Origin of the sequence: Curtobacterium sp. MCSS17_007 (genome assembly GCF_003234175.2) — a bacterium.
Lineage (GTDB): Bacteria > Actinomycetota > Actinomycetes > Actinomycetales > Microbacteriaceae > Curtobacterium.
This window is the reverse complement of sequence record NZ_CP126257.1, coordinates 3212091-3225452: the sequence shown is the minus strand read 5'-3', so window position 1 is coordinate 3225452 and position 13362 is coordinate 3212091. Positions and strand designations below refer to the sequence as shown.

Here is a 13362-nt window from a genome sequence, read left to right as displayed (position 1 = left end):
CACGCGCAGTGCTCCTGCGTACGGTCGGTGAGGTTCGAGCCCCGATCTGTGGGGCGTTCGGCCGACCAGGGAGGAGCGCCCCAGCCGTGTTCCAGTACGTCGTGGAGCGATGGGACCAGATCTGGTTCTCGTCGTGGCAGCACCTGTCACTGGTGGTCCAGTGCACCGTGCTCGCCACGCTCATCGCCGTGGTGCTCGCCGCACTCGTCTACCGCAGTCCGCTGCTGACCTCGATCGCGAACGGGGTGTCCGCCATCGGGCTGACGCTGCCGTCGTTCGCCGTGATCGGCCTGCTGATCGTGCCGCTCGGCTTCGGTGTCGTGCCGTCCGTCGTCACGGTCGTGTTCTTCGCCACCCTGCCGATCCTGCGGAACGCGGTGGTCGGACTCGCCGAGATCCCGCCGACCGTCGTCGAGTCGGCGCGGGGGATCGGCATGAGCCGGATGCGCACGCTCCTGCAGGTCGAGCTCCCGATGGCGTGGCCGATCATCCTCAGCGGTGTCCGGGTGTCGGCGCAGATGGTGATGGGCATCGCCGCGATCGCCGCGTACGCGCTCGGCCCGGGGCTCGGCGGTTTCATCTTCTCCGGGCTGTCCCGGCTCGGCGGCGCGAACGCCCTGAACTCCGTCGTCGTCGGCGTGGTCGGGGTCGTCCTGCTCGCGTTCGTCCTCGACCTGCTCCTCATCGGCCTCGGCCGCCTGACCACCCCGAGAGGTATCCGTGTCCAGCACTGACCACGCCACCATCACCGCCCCCCAGGGCGACGTCACCGGCCGCAGCATCCTGCTCGACGAGGTCACCAAGCGGTACCCGGGCCAGCAGAAGCCCGCCGTCGACGGCATCACCCTCGAGATCCCGGCCGGCAAGGTCGTCATGCTCGTCGGCCCGTCCGGCTGCGGCAAGACCACCACGCTGAAGATGATCAACCGGCTCATCGAGCCGACCGAGGGGCGCATCGTCGTCGGCGACGAGGACGTCACCGGCATCGACGGTGACGAGCTCCGTCGCCGCATGGGCTACGTGATCCAGGCCGGCGGGCTCTTCCCGCACATGACGGTCGCGGCGAACATCGCGATCGTGCCGAAGATGCTCGGCTGGTCGAAGGAGAAGATCGCCGCTCGCGTCGACGAGCTCCTCGACCTGGTGTCGCTCGACCCGGACACCTACCGCGACCGCTTCCCCCGCGAGCTCTCCGGTGGGCAGCAGCAGCGCGTCGGTGTCGCCCGAGCGCTCGCCGCGGACCCGCCCGTCCTGCTCATGGACGAGCCGTTCGGCGCCGTCGACCCGATCACCCGCCAGCGGCTGCAGGACGAGCTCCTGCGGATCCAGGAGGAGCTGCACAAGACGATCGTCATCGTCACGCACGACTTCGACGAGGCCGTGAAGCTCGGCGACTGGATCGTGATCTTCACCGAGGGCGCGCACATCGTGCAGTACGACACCCCGGAGCGGATCCTGGCGGAACCGGCCAACGAGTTCGTCGAGAACTTCATCGGCTCGGGCGCCGGCCTCAAGCAGCTGACGCTCAACCGCGTGCGCGACGTCGAACTCGCCCCGGCCGTGACGTGCTCCGCGGGCGAGGAGACCCGGGCCGTGCTGCAGCGCATGGACGAGGCCGGCGGGCACCAGCACGCCGTGGTCGTCGACCGCCGCCAGCGCCCCGTGCAGTGGCCGTCGCGACGACAGCTCGAGCGCCTGACCCGGGTGGCCGAGGGCACCGACCCGGACCTGCCCGTCGTCGGTGAGGCCGCGACGCTGAACGACGCGCTCGACACCATGCTCGTCTCGAGTGCCGGCGCCGCCCTCGTGACCGGCCGTGGCGAGGCGTTCCGCGGGGTCATCACCGTCGAGACGGTCATGGACGCGATCACGCGGTCGCGCGCCGCGGCCGCGACGGGCCTCGCGCACGCTCCGGTCGGGACGAACACGAACCCGATCGAGACGCTGCCGTCGTCGCCCGCGACCCCGACGGTCGCCACGTCCGGGGAGGACCTGTGACCGCCGTCGCGACCGACGCCCCCGCGCCCGCCCCCGCCGCAGCCGGCCCGGGCACCGCGCAGCGCACCCCGTGGAAGGGCCTGCTCGTCCAGCCGATCGCGATCCTGGTGGTCCTCGCCGCCTGGGTCGTCTGGCTGAACACCGCCGACCTCTCCGCCACCGAGCGCTCGACCCTGAACCCGTCGGGGATCCTCGAGCTCACCGGGCAGCACCTCGTCCTGACGCTCCAGGCCACCGTGCTCGTGCTCGTGATCGGCATCCCGCTCGGGATCCTGCTCACCCGCGGCCCGTTCCGGCGGGCGAGCACCACCGTCATCGCCGTCGCCAACTTCGGCCAGGCGGCGCCCGCGGTCGGGCTCATCGTGCTGCTCGCGGCGTGGCTCGGGCTGAACAGCTGGTCCGCCGTCGTCGCGCTCGTGCTGTACGCGATCCTGCCGGTCCTGCGGAACACCATGCTCGGCGTGCAGAGCGTCGACAGCCGCCTGGTCGAGGCCGGGCGGGGCATGGGCATGAGCGCCCTCAGCGTGCTGCTGAAGGTCGAGCTGCCCCTGGCCGTGCCGGTCATGCTGTCCGGCATCCGGACCGCGCTGGTGCTGCTCGTGGGCACCGCCAGCCTGGCGACCTTCGTCGGTGCGGGCGGCCTCGGCCTCCTCATCACCACGGGCGTGAACCTGTTCCTGCCGAAGGTGCTCGTGTCCGGCGCCCTCCTGGTGGCGCTCCTCGCCCTGACCATCGACTGGATCGGCCGCGTGGTCGAGACCGTCGCACGACCGAAGGGACTCCGCTGATGCGTGCCTCCCGTCCGTCCACCCGGCGCCGTGTCGTCGCTGCGGCCGCCGTCGCGGGGGCGAGCGCCCTCGTCCTGAGCGGTTGCGGCCTCCAGCCGGCGGCGTCCTTCGTGCCGGGGGCCGCGCCCGGTTCCATCGAGCGGATCGACGACCTGCCCGACGACGCGCACCTGACCGTCACGTCGAAGAACTTCACCGAGCAGCTCGTGCTCGGGAAGATCGCCGTCCTCGCCGCGAAGGCCGCGGGCTTCGACGTCACGGACGAGACGAACGTGCCGGGGTCGGTCGCCGTCCGCGAGCTCATGACGTCGCACGCCGCCGACTTCACGTACGAGTACACGGGGACCGCCTGGCTGACCTTCATGGCGCACGAGCAGGGGATCCCGGACAAGACCGAGCAGTGGCAGGCGGTCCGCGACGAGGACGCCGGCAACGGCCTGACCTGGCTCGAGCCCGCGCCGATGAACAACACGTACGCCTTCGCCGTGCGCGAGGAGGCCGTGTCCGAGCTGGACGACGTGCAGACGCTCTCCGACATCACGAAGCTGCCGGTGGACCAGCGCACGTTCTGTGTCGAGTCGGAGTTCAACTCGCGCGCCGACGGCTTCAAGCCGATGCTGGAGAAGTACGGGCTCGAGCTCGGCGGTTCGGGGGAGAACGCCGTGCCGACGTCGAACGTCAGCATCCTCGACACCGGCACCGTCTACACGGCGACCGACCGCGGCAAGTGCAACTTCGGCGAGGTCTTCACCACCGACGGCCGCATCAAGTCGCTCGGGTTGAGCGTGCTCGAGGACGACCGCGGGTTCTTCCCCGCGTACAACGTCGCCCCGGTGATCGACTCGGAGACGCTCGAGGAGTACCCGCAGCTCCGCGACGTGTACGACCAGATCTCGCCGGCACTCACCGACGAGGTGCTGCAGGAGCTCAACCGCCAGGTGGACGTCGAGGGGCGCGAGCCCGCCGACGTGGCCTTCGAGTGGATGGTCGACGAGGGCTTCATCACGGCACCCTGAGCGGAGCCGACGGGCGGACGGGAGGCGCGGTGCCGGTGGGTACCGCGCCTCCCGTCCGTCACGACACGCGGGACCGGGCCGGTGCGCCCTGCTGCGGCGGACGGCGGCACGGTTGCGTGCATAGTGTCGGATGCGTGACGGCTTCGGGACGGGACCTCGGCGACGGGTGCACGCTCACCCTGCGCGACCTGAGCACCGTCGACGCTGTGCACGCCCTCGTCCAGCGCAACCTCGGACGACTCCGCGCGGCCGAGCCGTGGGCGTGGGCGTCGGTCTCGCGTGAGTCGCTCGTGCTGCACACCGAGCAGCTCCTCGCGCAGTACGCGATGGACCGTTCCGTGCCGTGCGTCATCCGCGCCGACGACCGGGTGGTGGGGTGCGCGTCCCTCGCGCTCGACGCCTACCTGGGGCAGGCGTCCCTCGGCTACTGGATCGACGCGGAGCACGAGGGCCGGGGGATCGTCCGCCGCGCGGCCACCGCCCTCGTGGACGTCGCGTGGGAACGGGGGAGCGCCCGCGTCGAGATCCGGACCGGGGTCGACAACGTGCGGAGTCGCGGGCTCGCGGAGCGGCTCGGCTTCCGGCACGAGGGCACGCTGCGCGCAGCGCTGCCGCTCGGACCCCGACGCGTGGACGTGGCTGTGTACGGCCTGGTGGGCTGACGGGTGGTCGCCGCGGCGTCAGCGGCCCTGCGTCACGCCCGTCCAGACCGCAGCCGCGCCGCCGACCACGAACAGCGCACCGACCAGGACCCAGACCGCCAGCGCCACCAGGTTGAGGAGGATGCCCCACCCCGCCCGGCCGCGTGCCGCGGGCTCGCGGCCGCGGGAGGCGATCCCGAGGCACAGGCCGACGACCGGCGCGAAGAACGTCCAACCGGCGAGCAGCGAGCAGATCCCGAGCACGAGGCTCGCGGTGCCGAGACCGGTCCGAGGGGTGGGCTGCACGGTGGTCATGCACTCGACGCTACGGGCTCGGCGCGCCGAGGGCGTCCCTCCGGGGCGTGACCCGGGGTCCTCCTGCAGACGGACGGTCGGACGCCGGTATCGTCGGAGCATGGCCCTGTTCGGACGACGCAACAAGCACGACGTGCGCGACCGCCCCGTGAGCCAGGTGGAGCTGAAGCGGGCGGTCGACGAGGGCTTCCTCATCGCGAAGGCAGCGGTGACGGTCGCGGTCGCGAACCGGATCATCACCAACGCGCTGCGCGACCAGGGGTACTTCGACCACGCCGTGATCGCCGACGCCACGCGCCAGGAACTGCACCGCATGGCGGAGGAGCAGCGCGGCGACGCCGCCCGCATGCGGGAGATCCGGGCGACGTCGAGCAAGCAGCGGGGGCGCTCGCGGCACCAGCACGACTACAAGCGCGGTGACGACCTCAAGCTCCGCACGCGCGAGGCGACGTACGAGCAGCTCGCCACGATGCTCGACCGGCGTCGCGACGACCAGGGCTTCGTCGACGGCATCGTGCTGCAGGCCCGGGCCCGAGCCTGGGACGACATCGGGACGACCGTCGTCGGGCGGCTGGGATGGGCGCAGCGTCCCACCGAGGACTACGAGATCGGGCGCGACGAACGCCTGCAGCAGATGCTCGACGAGGACTTCGCCGCGCTGCTCGCCGAGCACCCGGCGGGCGCCGAGGCCCCGGTCACGACGCCTGCCGACGCCGACGAACCGGACGAGGGCGACGGCCCCGAGGACGGCACCGACCCCGCCGACCCGGACACCGCTCGCCCCTGACCGCCTGCGGGGGTGCCGGTCCCTAGGCTCGTGCACATGGTGGATGCGGTGGTCGTCGGTGCCGGACCGAACGGGCTCGCGGCAGCGGTGACGCTCGCGCGGGCCGGTCTGTCGGTCGAGGTCGTCGAGCGGAACGACACGATCGGCGGCGGTGCGCGTACGGCACAGCTGACGCTGCCCGGCTTCCACCACGACGTCTGCTCCGCCGTGCACCCGATGGCGCTGCAGTCCGAGTTCTTCCGGCTGTTCCGCATGGAGGAACGGATCGAGCTCCGGCTGCCCGAGGTGCAGTACGGCCACCCGCTCGACCGTGGCCGCGCCGGCATCGCCTACCGGGACCTCGAGCGCACCGCGGAGGCCATCGGGATCGACGGCCCGGCGTTCCGGAACCTGATGCGGCCCCTCTCCGCGCACGCCGACCAGGTCGCCGACTTCGCCACCGACGCGCTCCTGCACGTCCCGCGGCACCCGCTCACCGTGCTGCGCTTCGGGCTCCGCGCGCTCGAGCAGGGCAGTGCGGCCTGGAACGCCCGGTTCCGTGACGAGGTCGCGCCGGCGATGGTGTCCGGTGTCGCGGCGCACTCGATCCAGCACATGCCGTCGTTGTCGACCGCCGCGGCGGCCCTGTCGCTCGGCTCGTACGCGCACGCCCGCGGCTGGCCGGTGCCGATCGGGGGCAGCCAGGCGATCGTCGACGCGCTCGCCGCCGACCTGGTCGCGCACGGCGGCACGATCGAGACCGGTCGCGAGGTCCGTTCCCTCGGTGACCTCACCCCGGCGAAGGCGGTGCTGTTCGACACGAGCGTGCCGGGCATGCTGCAGATCGCCGGGAAGCAGATCCCCACCCCGAAGCGGGGCGCACTGCGCCGCTTCCGGTTCGGCAACGCGGCGGCGAAGGTCGACTTCGCGCTGTCCGACCCGGTGCCGTGGACGAACGCCGAGCTGCGGAAGGCCGGCACCGTGCACATCGGCGGCACCCGGGCCGAGATCGCCGAGGCCGAGCGGGCGGTCGCGCGCGGGCAGCACGCCGAGCGTCCCTACGTGCTCGGTTCCGAGCCGACCGTGGTCGACCCGGGCCGCGCGCCGCGGGGCAAGCACGTCTTCTGGGCCTACGCGCACGTGCCGGCCGGTTCGGACGTCGACCCGACGGACGCGGTCGTGCGGCAGATCGAGCGCTTCGCCCCCGGGTTCCGCGACACGATCCTGCAGTCGAGCAGCCGCACGGCCGTGCAGATGGGGGAGTACAACCCGAACTACGTCGGCGGCGACATCGCCGCCGGGGCCGCGAGCTTCTGGCAGCTCGTCAAGCGGCCCGTCCTGTCGTCCGACCCGTGGCGGATGGGCGGCGGCATGTACCTGTGCTCGGAGGCGTCCGCGCCCGGCCCGGGTGTGCACGGCATGGCGGGCTGGCACGCGGCCCGCAGCGCGCTGACGCACACCTTCGGCCTGTCCGAGCACGTCGATCTCGCACCGGAGGACTGAACCGTGGCCAAGAACGTCCGCATCATGCACTGCAGCCCGGAGGCCGTCTTCGACGTGCTCCGCGACGGCTGGCTCTACCCGACCTGGGTCGTCGGCGCCTCGCGCATGCGCGGCCAGGACCCGGGGTGGCCCGCCGTGGGTACCGAGCTGCACCACTCGTTCGGCATCTGGCCGTTCCTCATCAACGACACGACGACCGCGCTCGAGCTGGACGAGCCCCGTCGGCTCGTCATCCAGGCGAAGGGCTGGCCCGTCGGCGAGGCCCGGGTCGAGGTCGAGGTGGAGCCGCACCCGCGCGGGTGCCGCGTGACCCTCCGGGAGAACCCCGTGCGGGGACCGGGATCGCTCGTCCCCGGCTTCGTCGCGCAGCCCGGCATCTGGATCCGCAACAACGAGAGCATCCGGCGGCTCCGCTGGGTGGCGGAGGGCCGAGCGGGCACCCACTAGACGGTCTGGAGGATCGTGGCGGCGCCGCCACGATCCTCCGGAGGGTCAGGGGTCACTCCGCGCGGCTGAACTCGCTCGCGCGTCGGACCTGGTCGTCGGTCAGGCCGACGCCGGTGTAGCGCTCGAACTGCCGCGCTGCCTGCAGGGCGATGACCTCGGCCCCGGTGAGGACGCGCTTCCCGGCGGCCCGACCGGCCCGCACGAGCGGCGTCTCGGAGGGGAACGCGACGACGTCGAACACCGTGGACGCGGCATCGATGCGGTCCTGCTCGAAGGCGAGTGCGTCCTCGTCCGCGCCGCGCATGCCGAGCGGGGTGACGTTCACCAGGACGTCGGCCTCCGGTGCCTCCTGCTCGGTGGCGACCCAGTCGAAGCCGTACTGCTCGGCGAGTGCGGGACCGCTCCCCGTGTTGCGCGCGACGACGGTGAGCCGGTCGAACCCGGCGCCGCGGAAGGCCGCGGTCACCGCCTTCGCCATGCCGCCGGAGCCGCGGAGCACGACCCGGGCGGACGGGTCGACCCGGTGGGTGTCGAGCAGGGCGGCGACGGCCTCGTAGTCGGTGTTCGAGGCGGTGAGCACGCCGTCGTCGTTCACCACGGTGTTGATCGACTGGATCGCGGCGGCGGAGTCCTCGACGACGTCGACGAGGGGGATGATCGCCTCCTTGAAGGGCATCGACACCGAGCAGCCCCGGATCCCCAGTGCGCGGATGCCGGTAACGGCTCCGGGCAGGTCGGTCGTCGTGAACGCCTTGTACGCGAAGTTCAGCCCGAGCTCGTCGTACAGGAAGTTGTGGAAGCGCGTGCCGATGTTGCTCGGCCGTGCCGCGAGCGAGATGCAGACCTGCATGTCCTTGTTGAGGATGGGCATGGCACGAGTCTCCCACGCCCTCGCCGATGGAGCGGTCCACATCGGCCTCCACTGAGCCGCGCCGTCCGGACGGGTTAGTGTGGCGTGGTGCCGGTCTCCGTCTTCGATCTGTTCAGCGTCGGGATCGGCCCGTCGAGTTCCCACACCGTCGGGCCGATGCGTGCCGGCGCGGCCTTCGCCGCCGGACTCGCCGGGGCTCCCGTCACCGGGATCGACGTCCACCTGTACGGATCACTGGCGTCCACCGGGCAGGGGCACGGCACACTCGGTGCGGTCCTCGCGGGGCTGATGGGTTCCGACCCCGAGACCGTCGACCCGGACGCGATGGCGGCCTCGCTCGACGAGCTCGAGCGGACCGGCGCGCTGCGGCTCGCGGGTGGTTCCACCGTGCCCTTCCGGCAGGACGACATCGTCCTGCACCCGCTCACCATGCTCCCTCGGCACCCGAACGCGATGCGGCTGCGCGCGACCGACGCGTCCGGCTCGGTCCTCGCCGAGGAGACCTACTACTCGATCGGTGGCGGCTTCGTCACGACCGACACCGAGGGCGTGGTGGCCGAGGCCGCGATCCCCGTCGACGACGCCGTCCCGTACCCGTTCTCCAGCGGCGCCGAGCTCCTGGCGTCGTGCGCCGCCGCCGGACTGCCCGTGAGCGGCATCGCGATGGCGAACGAGACCGCCACCCGGAGCGAGGACGCGGTCCGCGCCGGGCTCCTGCACGTGCACGCGGTCATGCGGGAGAGCGTCGACCGCAGCATCCGCCGCACCGGCACGTTGCCCGGGGGACTGACGGTCCGACGTCGGGCCGCGGACTGGCACGAGCAGCTCACCCGCGACGACCCGCACCACGACCCGCTCTTCGCGATGGAGTGGGTGAACCTCACCGCGATGGCGGTCAACGAGGAGAACGCCACCGGGGGACGCGTCGTGACCGCGCCGACCAACGGTGCCGCCGGGATCATCCCCGCCGTGCTCTTCTACGCGCTGACGTACGTCTCCGAGGTCGCGCCGGAGGACCGCGACGACGCCGTGGTCCGGTTCCTGCTCACCGCCGGGGCGATCGGCTCGATCTACAAGGAGCGCGCGTCGATCTCCGGCGCCGAGGTCGGCTGCCAGGGCGAGGTCGGCTCCGCGGCGTCGATGGCCGCGGCCGGGCTCGCCGAGGTCCTCGGCGGGACGCCCGAGCAGGTCGAGAACGCCGCCGAGATCGCCATGGAGCACAACCTCGGCCTGACCTGCGACCCGATCGGCGGCCTGGTGCAGATCCCCTGCATCGAACGCAACGCGATCGCCGCGAACAAGGCGATCAACGCCGCCCGCATGGCGCTCCGGGGCGACGGCGTGCACCACGTCTCGCTCGACCAGGTCGTCGAGACCATGCGGCAGACGGGCGCCGACATGTCCTCGAAGTACAAGGAGACCGCGATGGGCGGTCTGGCGGTCAACGTCCCGCTCTGCTGAGCGGGACGCGAGGACCGGTCAGCCGACCTGCATCTCGAGCGGGATCGCCCGCGGTGCCACGTGGTGCTGCCCGTCCTCGGCGCGGACGACGAGGGATGGACGGCCGTGCGCGTCGAGCACGTCGACCGCCGTCCCCGAGACGAGCCGACCGCGGTCCTCGTAGCGCACGACGGCGTGCATCGGGACGTCGTCCGGCGCCACCGATCGCCACCGCGGTGCTCCTGCGTGTTCCGTTGCCATGCGGGACATCATGGCGGTTGTCCACTTCGCGCACGAATCGGCGAGCAGGTCTCAGCTGCTCCGCCGGGTGCTGTGAGGACCTCGCGGGTACCGTCGGGGCCATGAGCGAGACCGACCACGACCAGCTCGACGACGGGGTCGACATGTCCTTCGAGGAGCGTCGGCAGGACACGTTCCGCCGGATGTCCGGCTCGGACGAGCACGACGCCGACCCCAGGGTCGAGGTGTCCGAGGGCGAGGACGGTGACGTCCGGATCGACGTCGCCGACTCCGCCGCCGTCCGTCCCGGGGACGCGGGCGGTACCGACCCCCGGACCGACGAGGCGCAGGACCCGCACCGGGACCACTGACCGCTCCCGCCGGTGAACGGGTCGGCGGTCAGAACGGGTCGAAGAGCAGCGCGACGCGGCCGGTGTCCGGACGCGTCGTCCGTCGGGCTCGCACGCCGTAGACGTCCGCGACGAGGTCCTCGGTCAGCACGTCCTCCGGGCTCCCGGCCGCGACGGCCCGCCCCGCGGCGAGCACCAGGACCGTGTCGCAGTACGCAGCTGCGAGGTTCAGGTCGTGGAGCGCCACGACCGTCGTCACCGGGAGCTCGGCCACCAGCCGGAGGAGTTCGAGCTGGTGCTTGATGTCGAGGTGGTTGGTCGGTTCGTCCATGAGGAGCTCGGTCGGCTCCTGCGCCAGCGCTCGGGCGATCTGCGCGCGCTGCCGCTCGCCGCCGGAGAGCCGGTGCCACGACGCGTCGGCCCGGTCGGAGAGTCCGACCTGCCGGAGCGCCCCGTCGACCGCGTCGGCGTCGCGCGTCCGGTCGCCGCCGAGCACGGTGCGGTGCGGGATGCGCCCGAGCTCCACGACGTCGCGCACGGTGAGCGCGGCGTCCGTCTCCGCGTGCTGGGTGACCGTTGCGATCCGACGGGCGACCGTCCGCCGGGACTGCGTCGCGAGCGGCACGCCGTCGAGTTCCACGGCACCGGTGTCCGGTCGCGCCGCGCCCTGCAGGAGCCGGATCAACGAGGACTTCCCGGACCCGTTCGGTCCGAGCAGCCCGACGGTGGTGCCGGGGGCCGGCCGCAGCGAGACCCCGTCGACGACCAGGCGGCCGCCACGGCTCCAGCCGACGTCGCGAGCGGTGACGGTCACGAGCGCGACCGCCGGTGGACCAGGAGCGCGACGAACGCCGGCACCCCGACGATCGCCGTGCCGACGCCGACCGGGAGCGCGGTGGGCTGGAACGCGACCCGCGAGAACGTGTCCACCCACGTCATGAACAGGGCGCCGAGGACGATCGTGACCGGGACCACCCGTGCGTGGCGTTCCCCGACGAGCAACCGAGCGGCGTGCGGCAGGACGAGCCCGACGAAGCCCACGGCACCGGCGATGCTCACGAGGACCGCGGTGAGCAGGGCGGTGGCGACGAGCAGGAGCACCCGGGTGCGCTGCACGTGCACGCCGAGCGACGCAGCGACGTCGTCCCCGAACGCGAAGGCGTCGAGGGTCCGGGCAGCGCCGAGCGTGACGACGGCTCCGGCGGCCACCGTGACGACGGCGAGCCAGACCTGCGGCCACCGCATGCCCTCGAGGGAGCCGAGCAGCCAGAACATGACCCCCCGGGTCGCGTCGGCGTCCGCGAAGGCGAAGACGACGAGTGACGTCACGGCGGAGAAGAGGTGGGTGCTCGCGACGCCCGCGAGGACGATCCCCTGCGGGCCGCTCGAGGTGTACCGCGTCAGCAGCATCACGAACGCGAACGCGACGAGTGCGCCCACGAACGCGCCGGACGACAAGCCGAGCGTGCCACCCCCGATGCCGAGCACGCCGACCAGCACCGCGCCGGTGGAGGCACCGGACGAGACACCGAGGACGAACGGGTCGGCCAGTGGGTTGCGGAGCATCGCCTGCAGCACGACGCCGCACAGCCCGAGACCGGCCCCACATGCCGCTGCGACGAGCGCGCGGGGGAGTCGTTCCTGCCACACGATCGCATCGTCGGTGACCGTCACGGGGATCTGCGCGGACGCGAGGTGGTTGAGCAGGACGTCGCGCACGTTGACGAGGGAGACGTCGGCGGGTCCGAGTGTCGACGCCGCCCCGATGGACAGGGTGACGGCGAGGACGCCGAGCGCCACGGCCGAGGCGATCGCGACACCGCGCCCGACGCGTGTCGTGCCACGCCAGGGGACCCTGCGCGCGACGAGGCTCACGAGTCGTCCCCGTGCTCGGCGCGCCAGTCCGCCAGCTTCTCGAGGCCGTCGACGAACCGGATGGACGGGTTGAGCTCCGCGCCGTGCAACGCGACGAACCGGTGGTGCCGGACCGCGTCGAGGTCCTTCGTCAGCGGGTCGTGCTCGAGGAACGCGACCTTGTCGGCGAGCCGGTCACCGGGGAACCGGTCACGCTGCAGGTCGCCGAGGACGATCACCTCGGGGTCCGCTGCGACGACCTGCTCCCACCCGACCGCCGGCCAGTCGTCACGCGAGGTCGCGAACACGTTGCGGAGTCCGGTCTGCTCGGCGAGGAGCGCAGCGGATCCGAGCCCGCCGGCGACGTACGGGGTCTTGGTGTCGGCGAACCAGAAGAACGCGCGCTGCCCGCCGAAGTCGGTGGAGCCGGTCGCCGCCGCAGCCCGCTCGCGCAGGTCGGCGACGAGCGCGTCACCGCGGCTCTGCACGTCGAAGAGCGTCGCGAGCTCGTGGATCTCCTGGTACAGCGCGTCCACGGTCAGGGCGTTCGTCCGCTTGCCGCCGCCGTTGATGCTGACGTCGCCGTCGCAGTCCGTCGGTGACAGGTACGAACCGGTGCCGGTCTCCGCGAGCCGCTCGCGGGTGGCCACACCGCCCTGCCCGTAGTGCCGCCCGAACGAGGCCGTGACGAAGTCGGGCCGCGCGCCGAGCAGGACCTCGTAGCTCGGGGCGTCGTCCGACAGCCGCGGCACGCGCTCGGCGTCGGCGGCCAGACGCGGCAGGACCGGATCCGTCCACGACGCCGTGCCCACCATGCGGTCGGCGAGCCCGAGGGAGAGCAGGATCTCGGTCGAGTTCTGGTCGAGCGACACGATCCGACGTGGAGCCTCGTCGACGGTCACCTCGTGGCCGCAGTTCTGCAGGGTGACCGGGTAGGTCGTGGTGCCCTCGCCCGCGGGAGGCCCGTCCGACGCCTGCGGGACGGCCTCGGACGCACCACAGCCGGTCAGGACGACGAGCAGGGCTGCGGCGAGCCCGCCGGCGAGGGTCGATCGACGACGGAGCGGGGAGAGCGGGAACGGCACGAAGGGAAGGCTAACCTAAGTCGAACACGGGTGACGCGTCACGCACCG

16 protein-coding genes are annotated in these 13362 nt (G+C 72.5%); 10 read left to right on the top strand and 6 right to left on the bottom strand.

The window, feature by feature from the left end; all coding sequences use genetic code 11:
- The first annotated feature begins 86 nt into the window (after positions 1–86).
- The 5 genes from DEJ22_RS15320 to DEJ22_RS15300 all read left to right on the top strand — a co-directional run bounded on the left by DEJ22_RS15320 (position 87) and on the right by DEJ22_RS15300 (position 4464).
- On the top strand, positions 87–734 hold the full coding sequence (locus DEJ22_RS15320; RefSeq protein ID WP_111227293.1) for an ABC transporter permease: 648 nt from the start codon (positions 87–89) through the stop codon (positions 732–734).
- Entirely contained in the window at positions 721–1998 is a 1278-nt protein-coding gene (locus DEJ22_RS15315; RefSeq protein ID WP_111227294.1) for an ABC transporter ATP-binding protein, read from the top strand. The genes DEJ22_RS15320 and DEJ22_RS15315 overlap by 14 nt, the downstream gene beginning before the upstream one ends.
- Positions 1995–2786, top strand: a complete 792-nt coding sequence (locus DEJ22_RS15310) for an ABC transporter permease (protein WP_111227295.1) — start codon at positions 1995–1997, stop codon at positions 2784–2786. The genes DEJ22_RS15315 and DEJ22_RS15310 overlap by 4 nt, the downstream gene beginning before the upstream one ends.
- Complete coding sequence (locus tag DEJ22_RS15305) at positions 2786–3802, top strand: glycine betaine ABC transporter substrate-binding protein (RefSeq protein WP_111227296.1); 1017 nt, start codon at positions 2786–2788, stop codon at positions 3800–3802. The genes DEJ22_RS15310 and DEJ22_RS15305 overlap by 1 nt, the downstream gene beginning before the upstream one ends.
- Before the next feature lie 134 nt (positions 3803–3936).
- Positions 3937–4464 (top strand): GNAT family N-acetyltransferase, encoded by a 528-nt coding sequence (locus DEJ22_RS15300; RefSeq protein WP_181430823.1) that lies wholly within the window; start codon positions 3937–3939, stop codon positions 4462–4464.
- 18 nt (positions 4465–4482) lie between these two features.
- Here DEJ22_RS15300 and DEJ22_RS15295 read toward each other — a convergent pair whose 3' ends face one another.
- Positions 4483–4758, bottom strand: a complete 276-nt coding sequence (locus tag DEJ22_RS15295; protein WP_111227298.1) for a hypothetical protein — start codon at positions 4756–4758, stop codon at positions 4483–4485.
- 100 nt (positions 4759–4858) lie between these two features.
- Here DEJ22_RS15295 and DEJ22_RS15290 point away from each other — a divergent pair, with 100 nt between their 5' ends.
- From DEJ22_RS15290 to DEJ22_RS15280, 3 genes are read left to right on the top strand one after another with little or no spacing between them, the layout of a single operon-like run.
- Positions 4859–5545, top strand: a complete 687-nt coding sequence (locus tag DEJ22_RS15290) for a hypothetical protein (RefSeq protein WP_111227299.1) — start codon at positions 4859–4861, stop codon at positions 5543–5545.
- A gap of 36 nt (positions 5546–5581) precedes the next feature.
- A complete protein-coding gene (locus tag DEJ22_RS15285; protein ID WP_111227300.1) occupies positions 5582–7027 on the top strand; it encodes a phytoene desaturase family protein in 1446 nt (481 codons plus the stop codon).
- A 3-nt stretch (positions 7028–7030) separates the two neighbouring features.
- Entirely contained in the window at positions 7031–7474 is a 444-nt protein-coding gene (locus tag DEJ22_RS15280; protein WP_111227301.1) for an SRPBCC family protein, read from the top strand.
- Positions 7475–7526: 52 nt separating this feature from the next.
- Here DEJ22_RS15280 and DEJ22_RS15275 read toward each other — a convergent pair whose 3' ends face one another.
- The gene (locus tag DEJ22_RS15275) at positions 7527–8345 is read right to left on the bottom strand and encodes a shikimate 5-dehydrogenase (protein WP_111227302.1); all 819 of its coding nucleotides are present in this window, start codon (positions 8343–8345) and stop codon (positions 7527–7529) included.
- An 87-nt stretch (positions 8346–8432) separates the two neighbouring features.
- On the opposite strand from DEJ22_RS15275, the gene DEJ22_RS15270 reads away from it, so the two are divergent.
- Complete coding sequence (locus DEJ22_RS15270; RefSeq protein ID WP_111227443.1) at positions 8433–9806, top strand: L-serine ammonia-lyase; 1374 nt, start codon at positions 8433–8435, stop codon at positions 9804–9806.
- Positions 9807–9824: 18 nt separating this feature from the next.
- On the opposite strand, the gene DEJ22_RS15265 is transcribed toward DEJ22_RS15270, so the two are convergent.
- A complete protein-coding gene (locus tag DEJ22_RS15265) occupies positions 9825–10046 on the bottom strand; it encodes a hypothetical protein (protein WP_146241762.1) in 222 nt (73 codons plus the stop codon).
- A gap of 101 nt (positions 10047–10147) precedes the next feature.
- Here DEJ22_RS15265 and DEJ22_RS15260 point away from each other — a divergent pair, with 101 nt between their 5' ends.
- On the top strand, positions 10148–10396 hold the full coding sequence (locus DEJ22_RS15260) for a hypothetical protein (protein ID WP_111227304.1): 249 nt from the start codon (positions 10148–10150) through the stop codon (positions 10394–10396).
- 28 nt (positions 10397–10424) lie between these two features.
- Here DEJ22_RS15260 and DEJ22_RS15255 read toward each other — a convergent pair whose 3' ends face one another.
- The 3 genes from DEJ22_RS15255 to DEJ22_RS15245 are packed head-to-tail and all read right to left on the bottom strand — an operon-like array spanning position 10425 to position 13314.
- Positions 10425–11189, bottom strand: coding sequence for an ABC transporter ATP-binding protein (locus DEJ22_RS15255; RefSeq protein ID WP_111227305.1), 765 nt, complete (start codon positions 11187–11189; stop codon positions 10425–10427).
- Positions 11186–12250: a FecCD family ABC transporter permease gene (locus DEJ22_RS15250; RefSeq protein WP_111227306.1), complete on the bottom strand. Its 1065-nt coding sequence runs from the start codon at positions 12248–12250 to the stop codon at positions 11186–11188. The genes DEJ22_RS15255 and DEJ22_RS15250 overlap by 4 nt, the downstream gene beginning before the upstream one ends.
- On the bottom strand, positions 12247–13314 hold the full coding sequence (locus DEJ22_RS15245) for an ABC transporter substrate-binding protein (RefSeq protein ID WP_181430825.1): 1068 nt from the start codon (positions 13312–13314) through the stop codon (positions 12247–12249). The genes DEJ22_RS15250 and DEJ22_RS15245 overlap by 4 nt, the downstream gene beginning before the upstream one ends.
- Positions 13315–13362 lie beyond the last annotated feature (48 nt).

Excerpts from the sequence above, each read along its gene's own strand:
- DEJ22_RS15290 (WP_111227299.1), top strand. The coding sequence starts at position 4,859 with ATGGCCCTGTTCGGACGACGCAACAAGCACGACGTGCGCGACCGCCCC.
- DEJ22_RS15265 (WP_146241762.1), bottom strand. The coding sequence starts at position 10,046 with ATGGCAACGGAACACGCAGGAGCACCGCGGTGGCGATCGGTGGCGCCG.
- DEJ22_RS15260 (WP_111227304.1), top strand. The coding sequence starts at position 10,148 with ATGAGCGAGACCGACCACGACCAGCTCGACGACGGGGTCGACATGTCC.
- DEJ22_RS15275 (WP_111227302.1), bottom strand. The coding sequence starts at position 8,345 with ATGCCCATCCTCAACAAGGACATGCAGGTCTGCATCTCGCTCGCGGCA.
- DEJ22_RS15295 (WP_111227298.1), bottom strand. The coding sequence starts at position 4,758 with ATGACCACCGTGCAGCCCACCCCTCGGACCGGTCTCGGCACCGCGAGC.
- DEJ22_RS15285 (WP_111227300.1), top strand. The coding sequence starts at position 5,582 with ATGGTGGATGCGGTGGTCGTCGGTGCCGGACCGAACGGGCTCGCGGCA.
- DEJ22_RS15305 (WP_111227296.1), top strand. The coding sequence starts at position 2,786 with ATGCGTGCCTCCCGTCCGTCCACCCGGCGCCGTGTCGTCGCTGCGGCC.